The 17,118-nt window shown below is 59.4% G+C and carries 15 protein-coding genes; 9 read left to right on the forward strand and 6 right to left on the reverse strand.

Annotation, left to right across the window (positions count from 1 at the left end; genetic code table 11):
• Positions 1-71 precede the first annotated feature (71 nt).
• The 3 genes from U5A05_RS23280 to aguA all read right to left on the reverse strand — a co-directional run bounded on the left by U5A05_RS23280 (position 72) and on the right by aguA (position 3,771).
• On the reverse strand, positions 72-1,355 hold the full coding sequence (locus tag U5A05_RS23280) for an OprD family porin (RefSeq protein WP_261740179.1): 1,284 nt from the start codon (positions 1,353-1,355) through the stop codon (positions 72-74).
• A gap of 230 nt (positions 1,356-1,585) precedes the next feature.
• Positions 1,586-2,281: a DsbA family protein gene (locus U5A05_RS23285; RefSeq protein WP_261740180.1), complete on the reverse strand. Its 696-nt coding sequence runs from the start codon at positions 2,279-2,281 to the stop codon at positions 1,586-1,588.
• A gap of 383 nt (positions 2,282-2,664) precedes the next feature.
• Positions 2,665-3,771 (reverse strand): agmatine deiminase, encoded by a 1,107-nt coding sequence (aguA, locus tag U5A05_RS23290; RefSeq protein ID WP_321835038.1) that lies wholly within the window; start codon positions 3,769-3,771, stop codon positions 2,665-2,667.
• 283 nt (positions 3,772-4,054) lie between these two features.
• On the opposite strand from aguA, the gene rfbB reads away from it, so the two are divergent.
• The 5 genes from rfbB to U5A05_RS23315 all read left to right on the forward strand — a co-directional run bounded on the left by rfbB (position 4,055) and on the right by U5A05_RS23315 (position 9,822).
• Entirely contained in the window at positions 4,055-5,137 is a 1,083-nt protein-coding gene (rfbB, locus tag U5A05_RS23295) for a dTDP-glucose 4,6-dehydratase (RefSeq protein WP_261740182.1), read from the forward strand.
• The gene (gene rfbD / locus U5A05_RS23300; RefSeq protein WP_261740183.1) at positions 5,134-6,018 is read left to right on the forward strand and encodes a dTDP-4-dehydrorhamnose reductase; all 885 of its coding nucleotides are present in this window, start codon (positions 5,134-5,136) and stop codon (positions 6,016-6,018) included. The genes rfbB and rfbD overlap by 4 nt, the downstream gene beginning before the upstream one ends.
• A 133-nt stretch (positions 6,019-6,151) precedes the next feature.
• On the forward strand, positions 6,152-7,963 hold the full coding sequence (locus U5A05_RS23305; protein ID WP_261740184.1) for a sensor histidine kinase: 1,812 nt from the start codon (positions 6,152-6,154) through the stop codon (positions 7,961-7,963).
• Positions 7,963-9,354, forward strand: coding sequence for a sigma-54-dependent transcriptional regulator (locus U5A05_RS23310; protein WP_261740185.1), 1,392 nt, complete (start codon positions 7,963-7,965; stop codon positions 9,352-9,354). The genes U5A05_RS23305 and U5A05_RS23310 overlap by 1 nt, the downstream gene beginning before the upstream one ends.
• A 12-nt stretch (positions 9,355-9,366) precedes the next feature.
• On the forward strand, positions 9,367-9,822 hold the full coding sequence (locus tag U5A05_RS23315) for a thioesterase domain-containing protein (protein WP_261740186.1): 456 nt from the start codon (positions 9,367-9,369) through the stop codon (positions 9,820-9,822).
• 104 nt (positions 9,823-9,926) lie between these two features.
• Here the strand turns inward: U5A05_RS23315 and cysQ are convergent, their stop codons facing one another.
• Positions 9,927-10,754 carry a 3'(2'),5'-bisphosphate nucleotidase CysQ gene (gene cysQ, locus U5A05_RS23320; RefSeq protein ID WP_321835042.1) on the reverse strand — a complete coding sequence of 276 codons (828 nt, stop codon included), beginning with the start codon at positions 10,752-10,754 and terminating at the stop codon, positions 9,927-9,929.
• Entirely contained in the window at positions 10,751-11,317 is a 567-nt protein-coding gene (gene nudE, locus U5A05_RS23325; RefSeq protein WP_261740188.1) for an ADP compounds hydrolase NudE, read from the reverse strand. The genes cysQ and nudE overlap by 4 nt, the downstream gene beginning before the upstream one ends.
• An 88-nt stretch (positions 11,318-11,405) precedes the next feature.
• Here nudE and yrfG point away from each other — a divergent pair, with 88 nt between their 5' ends.
• Positions 11,406-12,068, forward strand: coding sequence for a GMP/IMP nucleotidase (gene yrfG / locus U5A05_RS23330; RefSeq protein WP_321835043.1), 663 nt, complete (start codon positions 11,406-11,408; stop codon positions 12,066-12,068).
• Between the two features lie 160 nt (positions 12,069-12,228).
• Here the strand turns inward: yrfG and lysM are convergent, their stop codons facing one another.
• Entirely contained in the window at positions 12,229-12,669 is a 441-nt protein-coding gene (gene lysM / locus U5A05_RS23335) for a peptidoglycan-binding protein LysM (protein WP_261740190.1), read from the reverse strand.
• Between the two features lie 104 nt (positions 12,670-12,773).
• Here lysM and U5A05_RS23340 point away from each other — a divergent pair, with 104 nt between their 5' ends.
• From U5A05_RS23340 to U5A05_RS23350, 3 genes are all read left to right on the forward strand, one after another.
• The gene (locus tag U5A05_RS23340) at positions 12,774-13,661 is read left to right on the forward strand and encodes a LysR family transcriptional regulator (RefSeq protein WP_261740191.1); all 888 of its coding nucleotides are present in this window, start codon (positions 12,774-12,776) and stop codon (positions 13,659-13,661) included.
• Between the two features lie 94 nt (positions 13,662-13,755).
• Positions 13,756-14,595 (forward strand): formate dehydrogenase accessory sulfurtransferase FdhD, encoded by an 840-nt coding sequence (fdhD, locus tag U5A05_RS23345; RefSeq protein ID WP_261740192.1) that lies wholly within the window; start codon positions 13,756-13,758, stop codon positions 14,593-14,595.
• Positions 14,592-16,940 (forward strand): FdhF/YdeP family oxidoreductase, encoded by a 2,349-nt coding sequence (locus tag U5A05_RS23350; RefSeq protein ID WP_261740193.1) that lies wholly within the window; start codon positions 14,592-14,594, stop codon positions 16,938-16,940. Before fdhD ends, U5A05_RS23350 begins: the two co-directional genes overlap by 4 nt.
• Positions 16,941-17,118 lie beyond the last annotated feature (178 nt).

The following is a 17,118-nucleotide window of genomic DNA, read 5'->3' on the forward strand; positions in this document are numbered from 1 at the left end:
CTGCAAAAACGCCCCGAACCAGTCGGGGCGTTTTTATTCAGATGTCCAACCTGTTTAACAGGTCGGTAGCATCAGAAGATGCTGATCGGGTAATCAACAAATACACGGACTTCGTTACCGCCGACGTTGTAGTCGCTGGCGTTGTTCGATACGCGCAACCATGAGCCGCGCAGACGCACGCTCAGGTCTTTGACCGGGCCGCTTTGTACTACGTACTTGGCCTGGTTGAAGATTTCGCGCTCGGTACCACGGCCACGGTCGGAACCGTCGTCGATGTTGGTGCCGCGAACGTAGGCGATGTTGTAGGTCAGGCCCGGAATGCCAACGGCACCGAAGTCGAAGCCATAACCCAACTGCCACGAACGTTCGTCCTTGGCGTTGAAGTCGGACCAGTAGGAGTTGGCCAGCAGAATGGTGTTGCCGCCATCGCCCACGCCGCCTGCATTGCGGTAGCCGCCGTACGGGTAGCCGATTTCGCCGGTGCTGCTCTGGTAAGCCAGCGTCACAGTGTGTGCGCCAAAGCCGTAGGTGGTTGCCAGGCTCCAGATCTTGTTGTCCTGGCCGTCAACCTTCAGCACGTCACGTGCGTAGTCTTCTTTGACGTGGGTGCGGTAGCCGTTGAAGTCAAACGTCAGCGACTGTTTGTCTTGCAGCGGGATCGCGTAGGTCACGCCCACGTATTGCTTGTTCAGCTCGTCTTCCATTTCGGAGCCGTACAGGGACGCCGACAGGTTGTCGGTGAACTTGTAGCTACCGCCGAATACGTTGATGCTTTTCAGGTCGCCGCTGTCGCGCGCTTCAGCACTTTTACGCGACTCTGCGGTGAAGCGACCCACGTTGATTTCCAGACCGTTGATCTCCTTGGAGGTCAACAGAGTGCCGGTGAAGCTTTCTGGCATCAGACGCGAGTTGTCGTACATCAGTACCGGCAGCGCAGGCATTTGATCGCCGTACTTGAGCACGGTATTGGACACGCGAAACTTCACTGCCGCGCCCGCTTTAGCGATGTCATCAGCTGCTTTGCCGCTGGCGCCTTGCTTGAAGAAGTCGATACCACCCGCGCCGCTTTTGCCACGGCCGCCATCCAGACGCAGTGCGTAAATGCCGAAAGCATCTACACCCACGCCGACGGTGCCCTGGGTGAAGCCGGAGCTGAACGTGCCGAGGAAGCCTTGGCCCCATTCAGCTTTATCCTGCTTGCCATTCTTGTAGTCACGGCTGATGTAGGCGTTGCGCGCCAATACATTGAGGTGACTGTCTTCTACAAAACCTTTTGCATCAGCTTGATCATTAGCCATGGCCTGGGTAGCACTGAGTACGCCCAAAGCGAGCAGACCTATCCGCTTGTTCAACATATTATTTTCCTTATTTCTGAATAGAGGCGCGCTGTGGATTTCAAGCTGAAACATTGAGTGGTGGTTGCTTCACATAAACAAAAAAGACCTACAGCGCAGGTCTTTACAAAGTTGGTGCATGGCTTATTGCCACAGGCGTTGGCGGGAATCCTAGCCGCCGTGAAGGTGACGTGTCAATTTCGTGAAAAATTTGTTAATTGGGCTGTTTGTGAATCAAGTGTCAAAAAATGTTACTGACAGCCATCCAGACCACAGGCCGGGGCTGAAGCGCTAGTGTGCTCGGCGGGCACTCCGTCACGCTGGCGCAGCCAGGCAGCAAAAACTTCTGGCTTGCCCAGATACGGCCCAAGGTCGATCACCTGGTACTGACCGGACTGCTCCAGAACGACGGTCGGAAAGCCCTGGCCACCCACCCGTGACAACAACCCGCGGCTGGCCTTGAAGTGCGCTTGGGTTACCTCGCCACTTGCCGCATCGTAAGCGGCCCGAAACCCATCGGCCTCCAGCCCCATTTCGGCCGCTACTGCCATCAGCACGTCGATATCGGCAATCCGCCGCCCTTCTACGTAATGCGCCGTTTGCAAACGCCCTAACAACTCCAGGCCGCGTCCGGCCAACTGCTCGGCAGCCAGCACGGCCGTGGTCGGCGGCTGCGAATCAAACACCGCCGTGGTATCGCGCAGCAAACCTTCAAAGTACGCCTCACCAAACGGCTGCCCGGTGTACTGGGCAATCCGATGATCGTGGGGCATCACGTAATCGCGCAGTTGCGCCGACACAGGTTGGCGTTGCGCGCCAGCCATCATCCCGCCACCGTGGGCCACTACCGGCAAAATGCCGCGTGCCACGTCAATGAGCGGCTTGGCGCCGTAGCACCAACCACACAGGGGGTCATAGATGTAATGCAAGACAGGTGTGGTGCTCATGGGTTGCTCCGAATGTTCAATAAATCAGAGCACCAGCCTAGCCTTCTGTCATGCGCGGAAAAACGCCGGTATGGCTTTTAGTGTGTTTCGAGAACCGGGCGAATCAGGTGCTGCACATCCTATGGAAGGCAAAACGATTTTATCGACGATAAAACCCGGAACCTGCATTCGCGCCTGTTGACCGGTCTGGAAATCGGCCGCCAGCGTGCGACCCTAAGCTCTACAACGCCAAGGGTGTGCCAGCGGTGGACGTGTACAACCCGATTGTTCCGACAGTTTGCGGCTACAGAGATGCTTCAAGTGTGGGAGCGAGCCTGCTCGCGAAGTGATCATTCGCAAGCAGGGGGCTTGACCTGGAACAGAGTATCTACAGAGACCGCGGTTTACGCCTTGTGCGGCGCAGGTTGTTGCTGGGTCAGGCAGTGAATATTGCCACCGCCCAGCAGCAGCTCACGGCCCGGCACCATCACCACTTCGTGTTGCGGGAAGATTTTTTGCAGAATGCCTTTGGCCTGCTCATCCATCGGGTCGTCAAAGCTCGGCGCAATGATGCCGCCGTTGACGATCAGGAAGTTCACATAAGAACCGGCCAAGCGTTCGGACGGATTACGATCCTGGCTACCCGCCACCTTGTCGACGCCATCGCACTCTTCTTGCGTGGCGTACATCGGCCCCGGAATCGGCATCTTGTGCACTACAAATGGGCGCCCCTTGGCGTCGGTGCTGGTTGCCAATACGTCCATCGCAGCATGGCAACGCAGGTAGTTCGGGTCACGCTCGTCATCAGTCCAGGCCAGCAGCACTTCGCCAGGGCGCACATAACAGCAGAAGTTATCCACATGACCATCGGTTTCGTCGTTGAACAAGCCGTCTGGCAACCAGATGATCTTGTCCACAGCCAATTGCGCACGCAACACGTCTTCGATCTCTTCGCGAGACAGATGCGGGTTACGGTTGCGGTTCATCAGGCATTCGGCGGTGGTGATCAGCGTGCCTTCGCCGTCGACATGAATCGAGCCGCCCTCAAGTACAAAACCTTCGGTGTAGTAACGCGGGCAACGCTCGATTTCCAGCACCTTGCTGGCTACTTGCTGATCGCGGTTCCACGGAAAGTACAGACCGCCGTCAAATCCGCCCCAGGCATTGAAGTCCCAGTTCACACCGCGAACTTCACCGCTGTCGTTAATGACAAAAGTCGGACCGCTGTCGCGTACCCAAGCGTCGTCGCTGGACATTTCGACCACGCGAATATTCGGCACATCGAGTTGTGCGCGGGCATTTTCGTACTGGGCAGCCGACACCCCGACCGTCACCGGCTCAAAGCGCGCGATGGCCTTGGCCACGGCCGCATGTGCCGCCTGAGCGGGCTTGCCGCCCAGGCGCCAGTTATCCGGGCGCTCGGGCCAGATCATCCAGGCTTGGGTCTGCGCAGCCCATTCAGCCGGCATGTAAAAACCGTCAGCGCGTGGCGAACTTTGCAAAGTGGTCATCTGGACTCCTGGAAAGCATCGGGGGTTTGGTGGCATAAAAAAACAAGACAGTGGACGCAGGTCTGCATCGCGTCAACGAGAAACACCTTTATAGCCGATAAATATCGGCAATAAAATTAATTTATCAGCCTTAAACATAATTTTGTCGCTACAAAGCAGATATAAATCTACTTTCACACCAACGTACTTGTATTCCCGACAGCTCCCACTTGCACCTCCCCGCTCATCCCCACAAGCTATGCGCCATACGTTCGAACACCTTCAGGGAATAAGGAAAATCCACATGCGCATTTTAGTCACCGGCGGCGCCGGTTTTATTGGTTCAGCGTTGATTCGTCACCTGATCAAAAACACCGGGCACGAAGTACTCAACCTCGACAAACTGACCTACGCCGGTAACCTTGAATCGCTGCAAAGCATCGCCACCGATACCCGTTACGAGTTCGTGCAGGCCGATATCGTCGACCAGGCCGCAGTCAGCGCAATCATCCAGCGCTTTGAGCCCCAGGCAATCATGCACCTGGCGGCCGAGTCCCACGTTGACCGCTCCATCGACGGCCCGTCGGATTTTATCCAGACCAATATCGTAGGCACCTACAGCCTGCTCGAAGCAGCCCGTGCTTACTGGCTGACTCTGCCCGAGCCGGAAAAAAGCGCGTTCCGCTTCCACCATATTTCGACCGATGAAGTGTATGGCGACCTGCATGGCGTCGATGACCTGTTCACCGAAACCACGCCCTACGCGCCAAGCTCGCCGTACTCAGCCAGCAAAGCGGCGTCCGACCACTTGGTCCGCGCCTGGAACCGCACCTACGGTTTGCCGGTGTTGCTGACCAACTGTTCGAACAACTACGGGCCGTTCCACTTCCCGGAGAAGTTGATCCCGCTGGTAATTCTCAATGCCTTGGCCGGTAAACCGCTGCCGGTGTATGGCAATGGCCTGCAAGTCCGTGACTGGTTGTTCGTGGAAGACCACGCCCGCGCCCTGCTTAAAGTCGTGACCGAAGGTGTGGTTGGCGAAACCTACAACATCGGCGGCCACAACGAGCAAACCAATATCGACGTAGTGCGCAGTATCTGTGCCCTGCTCGAAGAGCTGGCACCAGAGCACCCGACAGGTGTCACTCAATTTGCCGACCTGATTACCTTCGTCAAGGATCGCCCGGGCCACGACCAACGCTATGCCATCGACGCCAGCAAAATCGAACGCGAGCTGGGCTGGGTGCCGGAAGAAACATTCGAAACCGGCCTGCGCAAAACCGTGCAGTGGTATCTGGACAACCTCGACTGGTGCCGCCGGGTTCAAGACGGCAGCTATCAGGGCGAGCGTCTGGGCAGCACTGACCCCAAGGACTTGGTTGCATGACTAACGGAGCAGTTGCCTTGAAAATTCTTGTTAGCGGGAAAACCGGCCAGGTGGCGGTTGAGCTGCAAAAGCGCCTTGCCGGTCTGGGCGAGTTGATTGTGTTGGGCCGTGACGAGCTGGATCTGAGCCAGCCCGAGCAAATCCGTGCTCAGGTACGGGCGCACAAGCCTGACCTGATCATCAATGCCGCCGCACACACTGCCGTGGATCTTGCTGAAAGCGAGCCGGAGCTGGCGTTCGCGATCAATGCCATCGCCCCTGGCGTGTTTGCTGAAGAGGCGGCGGCTCTGGGCATTCCATTGATCCACTACTCCACCGACTATGTGTTCGATGGCAGCAAACCTGCGCCTTACACCGAAGACGACACGACCAACCCGCTGGGCGTCTACGGCAAAAGCAAGCTGGCCGGTGAACTGGCCATCGCGGCAACAGGTGTTCAGCATTTGATCCTGCGCACCAGCTGGGTGTACTCAACCCACGGTAAGAACTTTCTGCTGACCATGCAGCGTTTGCTCCAGGAGCGGCCGGAATTGCGCGTGGTAGCTGACCAGATCGGCGCGCCGACCTGGGCAGGCGCCATTGCCCAGAGCACCCGCGCCTTGATCGAACGCTGGCAAGCGGGTGAAGCCGGGGCCTGGGGCACATACCACCTGACCGCACAGGGTGAAACCTCATGGTTTGGCTTCACCCAGGCCATTGCCGAACACCTGAGCGCCCAAGGCAAGTCATGTGCAACCCTGGAGCCCATCCCGGCCAGCGCCTACCCGACACCCGCGGCACGCCCACAGAACTCGCGCCTTGATTGCAGCCGTCTGGCCCGCGAATGGGGCGTCAGCCAGGCCGACTGGCGCGCCGCATTGCACGAGTGTGTGACCGAGTAGCTCTGTGTAGCCGCTGCCGCAGGCTGCGATAAGGTCCGCAGGACCTTCGCCGCGCAACCCATCGCAGCCTTCGGCAGCGGCTACAGGTGTTGCATTGGTATACTGCGCCGTACTCTTGCGGCGCAGCCTCCCGATGATCACCTCCTCCTCAGTTCCTCGCAGACCCCGCTGGCGCAGCCTGGCCTTGTTGGCGTTGTGCCTCGCGCCATTGTTGTGGCCGCTGCAGCACCTGGCCGAGCGCTATTACCGAAGTGAACTGGCCGGGCAAAACCGCCAGACTCTCGACCTGTACGTCGCCAACCTGCTGGGTACGCTGCATCGTTATGAAGTACTGCCGCAGATCCTCGGCCAACTGCCAGACCTGCGAGACGTGCTGGCCAACCCTGAAAATCCCCAGGCACAGGCCAAGGCCAATCACTTGCTCAATGGCATCTGCAACCAGACCGGTGCCGTGGTCATGTACCTGCTGGATACCCACGGCGATACCCTGGCCACCTCAAACTGGGATAAAAGCGACAGCTTTATCGGCCGCAATTTCGCCTTTCGCCCGTATTTCAGCGAGGCGATGGAGGGCAAACTGGGGCGTTTCTTCGGGCTGGGCACCACCTCCGGCAAGCGCGGCTATTACTTCGCGGCACCGATACTCGACGGAGATAAAAAACTCGGCGTACTGGTGGTCAAGGTCGATCTCGACCACACCGAACAGTTATGGGGCAATACCCCCGAGCAACTGATGACCACCGACAACAACGGCGTGGTAGTCCTCACCTCGCGCCCGGAATGGCGCTTTAGAGCGACCCGCGAGTTGTCGGCAGAAGAGCGTCAGGCCATCTTCGCCATCCTGCCCTACCCGACTCGCGACCCGAAGCCGCTGAACCTCGACCTGAATGCCTGGCTGGTGCAAACCCAAAAAATCGACGAGACCGGCTGGAGTGTCAATATTCTTGCCCCGCGTACGCTGATCGACCGTTCGGTGCGCACGGTGCTGGCCATTGGTGGCGCCACCCTGCTGGTGGTCATGCTGCTGATCGGCTTGATGATGCAGCGTCGGCGCCATTACCTGGACCGGATCGCATTTGAGGCCAAGGCCCGCCGTGAACTGGAAATGCGTGTGGCAGAGCGCACCAGTGATCTTGAAGGGCTCAACCGGCTGCTGCGTGAAGAAGTGCTGGAGCGCGAACATGCGCAACAGGAACTGGTGCTCGCACAGGACAATCTGGTGCAGGCTGGCAAGTTGTCAGCACTGGGCACCATGTCTGCCAGCATCAGCCACGAACTCAACCAGCCGCTGGCGGCCATCCGCAGCTACGCCGAAAACGCTGAAGTGCTGCTCGATCACCAGCGCATCGAAGACGCACGCGGCAACCTCAAGCTGATCAATGAACTGACCGGGCGCATGTCGTCGATCATTGCCCACCTGCGCGCGTTCGCCCGGCGTGATCGCCATGCGCCGGAAAGCGTCGCCCTGCAACCGGCGCTGGACGATGCACTGGCATTGCTGGCCAAGCGTCGACGCAGCATGGAAGTCGAACTGATCCGCGATTTGCCCGCCGCCACGTTGTGGGTCGAAGCCGGCGAGACCCGCTTGCGCCAGGTGCTGGGCAACCTGCTGGCCAATGCCCTCGATGCCCTGACGGAAAAAGGCCCGCCACGGCGCTTGTGGTTAAGTGCCCAATCGACCCCGGAAGGCGTCACTGTGTACATTCGCGACAACGGGCCGGGGTTTTGCCTTGAGGCGTTGGGCCGTGCCGGTGAGCCGTTCTACACCACCAAAACCCGCACCCAGGGTTTGGGCTTGGGGCTGGCCATTTGCGACACGCTGATCCGTGCCTTTGGCGGCGAATTGTTATTCGCCAACCACAAGGAAGGCGGTGCTTTAATTACCTTACGACTGCGCGCCGGCGCGCCGGGCGTGAGTCTGCAAGCCTCGGAGGACTCCAGGTAATGAGCCAGCCCATCGATCCAAGCGTTCAGGTCATCCTGATCGATGATGACCCGCACCTGCGCCAGGCCCTGTATCAAACCCTGGATCTGGCCGGGCTCAACGTATTGCCGCTGGCCGAAGCCAACGGTCTTGCCGAGCGCATCAGCCGCGACTGGCCGGGCGTGGTGGTCAGCGACATCCGCATGCCGGGCATGGACGGGCTGGAGCTGCTCGCTCAGCTGCATGGCCAGGACCCGGAACTGCCGGTGCTGCTGATCACCGGTCACGGTGATGTGCCACTGGCGGTGCAGGCCATGCGTGCTGGTGCCTATGACTTCCTTGAAAAACCCTTTGCCAGCGACGCGTTGCTCGACAGTGTGCGCCGTGCCCTGGCCTTGCGCACCTTGGTGCTGGATAACCGCAGCCTGCGTCTGGCCCTGAGTGATCGCCAGTTACTGAGCACGCGACTGGTGGGCGTGTCGCCAGCCATGTTGCGCCTGCGCGAGCAAATCGGCGCGCTGGCAGCGACCAAGGCCGACGTGCTGATTCTGGGTGAAACCGGTTCCGGCAAAGAAGTGGTCGCACGGGCGCTGCATGACTTGTCGAGTCGGCGCAACGGCCCGTTCGTGGCAATCAATGCCGGGGCGCTGGCAGAATCGGTGGTTGAAAGCGAGCTGTTCGGCCATGAGCCGGGAGCCTTTACCGGCGCGCAAAAACGCAGGATCGGCAAGTTTGAATTTGCCAACGGCGGCACCCTGTTTCTCGATGAAATCGAAAGCATGAGCCTGGATGTGCAGGTCAAGTTGCTGCGCTTGCTGCAAGAGCGCGTGGTTGAAAGGCTGGGCGGCAATCAATTGATCCCGCTGGATATCCGGGTAATCGCCGCCACCAAGGAAGACCTGCGCCAGTCAGCCGACCAGGGGCGGTTCCGGGCCGACCTGTATTACCGGCTGAACGTTGCGCCTCTACGTATCGCGCCCTTGCGTGAAAGGGGTGAAGACGCCCTGATGCTGTTTGATTACTTTGCCGGCGAAGCCAGCGTACGCCACGACCTGACGCCCAACGTGTTGCAACCGGCGCAACGGGCGCTGTTACTGCGGCACAACTGGCCGGGCAACGTGCGAGAACTGCAAAACGTCGCCGAGCGTTTCGCCCTGGGCCTTGAACTGGCGTTGGACGACTCCGCTGATGGTCAGCCATCGGCGAGTAATGGAGTGCCAGGAGGCCTGAGCGAGCAGGTCGAACACTTTGAAAAAAGCCTGATTGCCGCCGAGCTTGAGCGCTCCCACAGCTCCATGCGCAGCCTGGCCGAAGCCTTGGGTGTGCCGCGTAAAACCTTGCACGACAAACTGCGCAAGCACGGGCTGAATTTCGATAGCGCCAGCCATCCACACCCTGATGAACTTGATTAAAGAGGCCATTGCATGAACCGCGACAGTCGTTATCTGGAATCGATACTCCATCACGACATCCCGCTCACCCGTGAAATGGGCCTCACCGTATTGAGCTGGCAAGACCGGCAACTGCGTTTGCAGTTACCCCTTGCGGCCAATATCAACCACAAGAGCACCATGTTTGGCGGCAGCCTGTACTGCGGCGCGGTATTGGCGGGCTGGGGCTGGCTGCACTTGAGTCTGCGCGAGGCGGGGATCGAGGACGGGCATATCGTGATTCAGGAAGGTCATATCAGCTACCCGCTGCCTGTGACCCAGGACGCCATCGCACTGTGTGATGCGCCCGGCGACGCAGCCTGGAACAAGTTTGTGGCCATGTACAAACGCCACGGCCGCGCACGGCTGACCCTCGACACACGGGTGATCAATGCCAAGGGCGGGGAAGATGCGGTGCGCTTCAGCGGGCAGTACGTGCTGCATCGCTGATTGAATTTATGTGGGAGCGGGCTTGCTCGCGATGGCATCGATGCGGTTTAACTGAAAGACCGCAGCGTCCGCATCGCGAGCAAGCCCGCTCCCACAGATGAGGATCAGTGTTGTGCCAGGTCCAGCAATTTCTCACGCCACGGCGCCTTGGCCGGCAACGCCAGAAACGATGCATTGAGCAGCGACTCGCGGGCCGGGTAGCTGAACGGTTTACCATCCAGTTGCAGCACTACGCCGCCCGCACCTTCAAGCACACCCTGCGCAGCAGCAGTGTCCCACTGCGAAGTCGGCGCCAGACGCGGGTAACAATCGGCAGCCCCTTCAGCCAACAGACAAAACTTCAACGAACTGCCCACGCTGGTCAGTTGCAACTCGCCCAACTGTTCGCTCAACCCGGCCAGCAAACGCTCCTGCTCGGGGCTGGAATGCCGACGGCTGGCAACCACGGTCAAGGCTTCACCCGCAGGGGGGGTGTTGCGCACGCTGATCGGTACAACGACATCGGCATCCGCCCGCCATGCACCCAAACCCGCTCCGCCGTAGTAGCAACGACCGCTGGTGGGCATCGAAACCACGCCAAACACCACGCGACCCTGCTCGATCAGCGCAATATTGACGGTGAACTCTTCGCTACCTGAAATAAATTCCTTGGTGCCATCCAACGGGTCAACCAGCCACCAGCGCGTCCAGCCAGCCCGCACATCTTGCGTGATGTTGGCGTCTTCTTCCGACAGCACCGGAATGCTCGGGTCCAGCGCCGTCAGGCCATCGAGCAACACGTGGTGCGCCGCCAGATCAGCAGCCGTTACCGGCGAATCATCGGCCTTGGCAGTGACTGCAACGCCCGCGCGCCAGAACGGCAAAATCGCGGCACCAGCGGCATGGGCCAGGGTGATGACGCCTTCAAGCAAGGGATGCGGCAAATCACTCACGGTTGGAACACTCCGCGCTGGGTCAACAGGTCACGAACCAGATACAGCGCCGCCAACGCGCGGCCTTCGCTGAATTGCGGGTTGAGCACCAGGCTCGACAGCTCACGCAGGTTGACTCGGTCAACGCGCATCGGCTCTGGCTCGTCGCCTTCCAGATGCTCTTCATAAAGGTCGGTAGCCAATACCACCTGGATTTTCTGGCTCATGTAGCCAGGCGACAACGACAGTTCGGTCAAATGCTCAAGCTGGCGAGCGCCGTAGCCAGCCTCTTCCTTCAGCTCACGCTCGGCTGCGGCCAGCACATCTTCACCCGGCTCGATCAGGCCTTTAGGCAAAGACACTTCGTACTCATCGGTACCGCCGCAATATTCTTCAACCAAAATCGCGTGTTCGGCATCGATCATTGCCACAATCATGACTGCGCCATAGCCATTGCCGCGCCCCACCAACCGTTCGTAAGTGCGTTCAACGCCATTGGAGAAGCGCAGTTGCACTTCTTCGACCCGAAACAATCGGCTACTGGCAACAATTTCACGGGCAAGTACGGTGGGTTTTTGGCGCATAGCGGCTCCTCAATATGAACGGGGTACTATACCCCGGCTTTTCCGATTGTCTGTGTCGGAAATTTTTCACCCGTAGGAGAAGTTTTGCATGACCGTTTTACCTTGGCGCGACATCGATACCGTGCTGCTCGATATGGACGGCACGCTGCTCGACCTGCACTACGACAATCACTTCTGGCTAGAACACCTGCCCCAGCGCTATGCCGAGTTGCATGGCATCAGCCGGGCAATGGCCGATCTGGAGCTGACACCACTGTTTGAGCGAAATGCTGGACAGTTGAAGTGGTATTGCCTGGATTTCTGGAGCAGCGAGCTGAAAATCCCGGTGCGCGAGCTCAAGCTCGAAACCGCCCACCTGATCGCCTTGCGCCCGGACGCTGATACCTTTTTGGCCGCGATCAAACAGGCAGGCAAGCGGGTAATCATGATCACCAACGCGCACCGCGATTCGTTGTCGTTGAAACTGGAGCGCATCGAACTGGCGCCTTATTTCGAACGCCTGATCAGCTCCCACGATTACGGCTTCCCCAAGGAAAGCCCGGCCTTTTGGGATGCCTTGCAAGCCGATATCGGCTTTGACCCGGCACGCAGCCTGTTTATCGACGACACCTTGCCGATTCTGCGCAGCGCGCAAAGTTTTGGCGTAGCCCACCTGCTGGCGGTCAAACAGCCCGACAGCAAAAAAGGCCCGAAAGACACCGCGGAATTTGCCGCGCTAGGCGACTATCGCGAGTTGCTTGAAGGGCTCTAACCAGAGCTCGTAGCAGCTGACGAGCTCAGCGAGGCTGCGTTCGGCTGCGCAGCAGTCGTAAAATCAGCAATCGCGGTGTGCCAGATACACCGCAGCCTCAGATTTAACGACCGCTTCGCGCTCGAACGCAGCCTTCGGCAGCTGCTACAAGTTGGCAGGTTTACTCGGGAATACGCAGCGTCTGGCCCGGATAAATTTTGTTCGGGTCCTTGAGCAGCGGTTTGTTGGCTTCAAAAATCTTGTTGTACTGATTGGCGTTGCCGTACACCTGCAGCGAAATCGCGCTCAGGGTGTCGCCCGCTTTCACCACGACAAACCGGGAAGCCACAACAACAGGCCCGGTCACCGTGATCTGGTCTTCAACACTGGCCACACCCGCGATATTGCCCGCTGCCAGAATTATTTTTTCTTTCTCTTCCTGCGTGGCCACTTCGCCACTGACCGTCACTTTGTCACCGTCAACGGTGGCGGTGATATTCGGATTGCCCAGGCCCACTTCCTGCACGTGCTTCTTGAGTTCCTCACTGGCATTGGCGTTACCCGGCGTCAACAGGTTGATCAGTTTTTCACCGGCTTCTTTCACAAAGCTGAAAATGCTCATTCATCACGCTCCTCAGGTTGAAATATCCAGACCCGTGAGCGTAGACCATCATTGAGCAGAGCAAGCACGCTAGAATCGCCCACTGAATTGCGCCTGGAGCGACGATGGACATCAAACAGCTGAAATTCCTCATTGCCCTCGATGAAACCCGGCATTTCGGCCAGGCCGCCGCCCGCTGCCATATCACTCAGCCCACCCTGTCCATGCGCTTGCGCAGCCTTGAGCAGGAACTCGACCTGCATCTGGTCAATCGCGGCCAGCGCTTCGAAAGTTTTACCGCCCCCGGCGAACGGGTGCTGGCCTGGGCCCGTACCGTACTGGCTGCCTACGATGGCTTGCATGCCGAAGCGGCCGCCTGTCGCGGCAATCTGATCGGCACCCTGCGCCTGGGGGTGGTGCCACTGTCGAGTTTTGATCCGCTGCCTTTATTGCAACGCCTGCATCAGGAGCATCCCGAACTGCGCTTCGAGTTGTCGGCGCTCAGCTCTGAGCAAATTCTCGAGCAACTGGCCAGCAATCGGCTGGACATCGGCGTGTCGTACCTTGAGCACCTCGACCAGGAACGCTTTGACGCACTCACCCTGGACGAAACCCGCATGGGCCTGCTGTACGACCAGCGGCATTTCAATTTTGGCGATCAACCCTTGAGCTGGGAGGCCCTGATTACGTTACCGCTAGGCCTGCTCAGCAGCGGCATGCATTTTCGCAAGTCCATTGACCACAACTTCCACAGCCGTAACCTCACGCCGCAACCGCTGCTGCAAACCGATGCCGTTCATCAATTGATCCAAGCGGTCCACGGCGGCCTGTGCTGCGCAGTGATGCCCCTTGAAGGCGGACTCGAAGCCCTGACCGATCACTTGCGTCTGCATCCCATCGAAGACGCCCACACCCTGGCCCGCCTGGGGTTGATCATGCGCCGCGAAGCGCCACGCTCCGCCTTGGCCGAAGCCTGTTTTGCGCTTTATCAGAAATCACAAACCGCCTCTTGATCGACGCCATCTATCAATAGATCAGCAGTGATGATTAGACGCGACACTGTGTCGCGCCTAGGCTTAGGGCTCGATAGATTGTCGGAACTGCCTTATGAACGCCAAGCGCCCTCTGTGCGCGGCGCCCGCCTCTGTTACGCCCGCGCCTGCTGCCAGCCAGAACTATGACTACGTCACCCTGGATCACAGCAGCGGTGCGCAAACCGCCTTGGCCGAAGAAGTCGCCCTGGCGATTGCCTACAACGGTATCAACCAGGCCGTGATGCTGGTTACGCCCACTGACCTCGAGGACTTTATCGTCGGCTTCAGCCTGGGCAGCGGCATTATTCATGACGCCAGCGAGCTCTACGACCTCAAGCTCACGGGCGCAGGTTCGGCCCAATACGCACAGGTAGAAATCGCCAGCCGAGCGTTCTGGAACCTCAAGCAACAACGCCGACAACTGGCGGGCACCAGCGGTTGCGGTCTATGCGGCGTGGAAGCGCTCGAACAAGCACTGCCCGACCTCAAGGTACTGCCCGGCGCACCGTTGCCACCGGCACAGTGGCTTGAAGGCTTGCGCCAGCGCATCAGTGATTTCCAGCCATTAGGCCAGCACTGCGGCGCCGTGCACGCGGCTGTTTATATGGACGGCCAGGGCCAGTTGCTGATGGGCCGCGAAGACATTGGCCGACACAACGCCCTCGATAAATTGATCGGGGCGCTGGTACGGCAAAACATCGATCTGGCTGGCGGCGCGGCGATCGTTACCAGCCGTTGCAGCCTTGAGCTGATTCAAAAGGTGCTGCGCGCCGGAATCCAGACCCTGATCAGCCTGTCCTCGCCCACGGGCCTGGCGCTGCAATGGGCCCGGCGCCACAACCTCAACCTTATTCATCTGCCACAAAAAAGCGCGCCACGGGTCTACAGCCCAGCGCAGGAGAATCAACCGTGAGCACTCACCATCAAGCCGACAAAACCCCAACTCCCCGCTACAAGCCCTACAAAGGCCCGGCCGGTGGCTGGGGCGCGCTGATCAGTGTGGCGCAAGCCTGGTTGACCAGCGACAACGCGCTGAAGAACCTGCGCATGATGCTCAAGACCAATCAGAACGGCGGTTTCGACTGCCCGGGCTGTGCCTGGGGCGACTCGCCGGAAAGCGGCCTGGTCAAGTTCTGCGAGAACGGCGCCAAGGCGGTGAACTGGGAAGCGACCAAGCGTCGGGTCGATGCTGCGTTTTTCGCCAAGCACAGCGTCAGCGCGCTGCTTGAGCAAAGCGACTACTGGCTGGAATATCAGGGCCGCCTGACCGAGCCGATGAGCTACAACGCTGAAACTGACCGCTATACCCCCATCAGTTGGGATGCCGCATTTGCCTTGATCGCCAGGCATCTGCTCAATCTTGCCAGCCCCAATGAAGCCGAGTTCTACACCTCGGGCCGGGCCAGCAACGAGGCTGCGTATTTGTATCAACTGTTTGTGCGCTCGTTTGGCACCAACAACTTCCCGGACTGCTCGAACATGTGCCACGAGGCCAGCGGCGTGGCGTTGGCGCAAAGCATCGGCGTCGGTAAAGGCACGGTAACGTTCGATGATTTCGAGCACGCCGATGCGATTTTCGTTCTGGGACAAAACCCTGGCACCAACCACCCGCGCATGCTCGAACCCCTGCGCGAGGCCGTTAAACGCGGCGCCCAGGTGGTGTGCGTCAACCCGCTCAAAGAGCGCGGGCTCGAACGCTTCCAGCATCCGCAGCACCCACTGGAAATGCTCACCAACGGTGATCGTCCGACCAACACCGCCTACTTGCGCCCGGCGCTGGGCGGCGACATGGCGCTGCTGCGCGGCATGGCCAAGTTTCTGCTGCAGTGGGAGCGCGATGCCCAGGCAGCAGGCGAGCCGGCCGTGTTTGATCACACCTTTTTGAATGAACACACCGCAGGTATTCTCGACTATATCTCCAGCCTCGATGACACCTCGTGGGAGCACCTGGTGGAACAATCCGGGCTGACGTTGGTGGATATCGAACGCGCCGCCCGCATGTACCTCAAGGGCAAGAACGTCATCATGTGCTGGGCGATGGGCATCACCCAGCATCGACACTCGGTGCAGACCATTCAGGAAATCGCCAACCTGATGCTGTTGCGCGGCAACATCGGCCGCCCTGGCGCTGGCCTGTGCCCGGTGCGCGGCCACAGTAACGTGCAGGGCGACCGCACAATGGGCATCAACGAACGCCCGCCAGTGGCCTTCCTGGACTCCCTTGAGCGGCGCTTCCAGTTCAAGGTGCCACGTGAAAACGGTCACAACGTGGTTGAAGCCATCCACGCCATGCTGGATGGGCGCTCCAAGGTCTTTATCGGCTTGGGCGGCAACTTTGCCCAGGCCACCCCGGACAGCCCGCGTACAGCGCAAGCGCTACGCAATTGCGAACTGACCGTACAGATCAGTACCAAACTCAACCGCAGCCACCTGATGCATGGCAAGGAAGCGCTGATTTTGCCGTGCCTGGGCCGTACCGATATCGACATCCAGGCCGAAGGCCCGCAGGCGGTCACGGTGGAAGACTCGTTCAGCATGGTTCACGACTCCAACGGCCAGTTGCAGCCACTGTCGAACCAGATGCGTTCGGAGCCCTCAATCATTGCCGGTATCGCCGCCGCCACGCTGGGTACTCATCCGATTGACTGGAGCTGGGTAGTGGCCGACTACCGGCGCATTCGCGAACTGATCGCCGACACCATCCCCGGTTTCAAGGACTTCAACACCCGCATCCAGCATCCGGGTGGCTTCTATCTGGGTAACTCGGCCGGTGCGCGACAGTGGAACACGCCGTCCCAGCGCGCCAACTTCCGGGCCAACGTGCTGCCACAGGATCTGGTGGATGCCCGTACCCGTGCCACCGGCCAGCTGCCTGACCTGATTTTGCAGTCGATGCGTTCCCACGATCAGTACAACACCACCATCTATGGCCTCGATGACCGCTACCGCGGGGTCAAGGGGCAACGCGACGTGCTGTTCGTCAACGAAGCCGACATCATCCGCCTGGGCTTCAAACCGGGGCAGAAAGTCGACATCGTTTCGATCTGGGATGACCACCACGAGCGCCGGGTCAAAAACTTCACCCTGTTGGCGTTTGATATTCCTGCAGGGCAAGCTGCGGCTTATTACCCTGAGGTCAACCCGTTGGTGCCGCTGGAAAGCACGGGCGAAGGCAGCCACACGCCTACCTCCAAGTTCGTGGCTATTTGCCTGGAGGCGGCCAGCCCGTCGAAACTGATCATGGCAAAGGCCAGCTGATAGGCAGGTGTGGGAACGGGCTTGCTCGCGATTCATGCGATACGGCTTGTCGGGTAAAAGTCAGTGATGCCATCGCGGGCAAACCCGGCTCCCACATTAGAGCCAGCCGCATCCATATTTCAGGCACAAAAAAGGCCGTCTCCCTACGGAAACGGCCTCACCGAACTAGTTAACAGAC

The sequence above is a fragment of the Pseudomonas kulmbachensis genome, from assembly GCF_963681935.1.
GTDB classification, from domain to species: domain Bacteria; phylum Pseudomonadota; class Gammaproteobacteria; order Pseudomonadales; family Pseudomonadaceae; genus Aquipseudomonas; species Aquipseudomonas kulmbachensis.

Bases quoted from the DNA above. Each gene is read 5' to 3' on its own strand.
- aguA (WP_321835038.1), bottom strand. From the start codon at position 3,771: ATGACCACTTTGCAAAGTTCGCCACGCGCTGACGGTTTTTACATGCCG.
- U5A05_RS23340 (WP_261740191.1), top strand. From the start codon at position 12,774: ATGGACATCAAACAGCTGAAATTCCTCATTGCCCTCGATGAAACCCGG.
- U5A05_RS23310 (WP_261740185.1), top strand. From the start codon at position 7,963: ATGAGCCAGCCCATCGATCCAAGCGTTCAGGTCATCCTGATCGATGAT.
- U5A05_RS23285 (WP_261740180.1), bottom strand. From the start codon at position 2,281: ATGAGCACCACACCTGTCTTGCATTACATCTATGACCCCCTGTGTGGT.
- U5A05_RS23315 (WP_261740186.1), top strand. From the start codon at position 9,367: ATGAACCGCGACAGTCGTTATCTGGAATCGATACTCCATCACGACATC.
- nudE (WP_261740188.1), bottom strand. From the start codon at position 11,317: ATGCGCCAAAAACCCACCGTACTTGCCCGTGAAATTGTTGCCAGTAGC.
- fdhD (WP_261740192.1), top strand. From the start codon at position 13,756: ATGAACGCCAAGCGCCCTCTGTGCGCGGCGCCCGCCTCTGTTACGCCC.
- yrfG (WP_321835043.1), top strand. From the start codon at position 11,406: ATGACCGTTTTACCTTGGCGCGACATCGATACCGTGCTGCTCGATATG.
- U5A05_RS23305 (WP_261740184.1), top strand. From the start codon at position 6,152: ATGATCACCTCCTCCTCAGTTCCTCGCAGACCCCGCTGGCGCAGCCTG.
- rfbB (WP_261740182.1), top strand. From the start codon at position 4,055: ATGCGCATTTTAGTCACCGGCGGCGCCGGTTTTATTGGTTCAGCGTTG.
- lysM (WP_261740190.1), bottom strand. From the start codon at position 12,669: ATGAGCATTTTCAGCTTTGTGAAAGAAGCCGGTGAAAAACTGATCAAC.
- rfbD (WP_261740183.1), top strand. From the start codon at position 5,134: ATGACTAACGGAGCAGTTGCCTTGAAAATTCTTGTTAGCGGGAAAACC.
- U5A05_RS23280 (WP_261740179.1), bottom strand. From the start codon at position 1,355: ATGTTGAACAAGCGGATAGGTCTGCTCGCTTTGGGCGTACTCAGTGCT.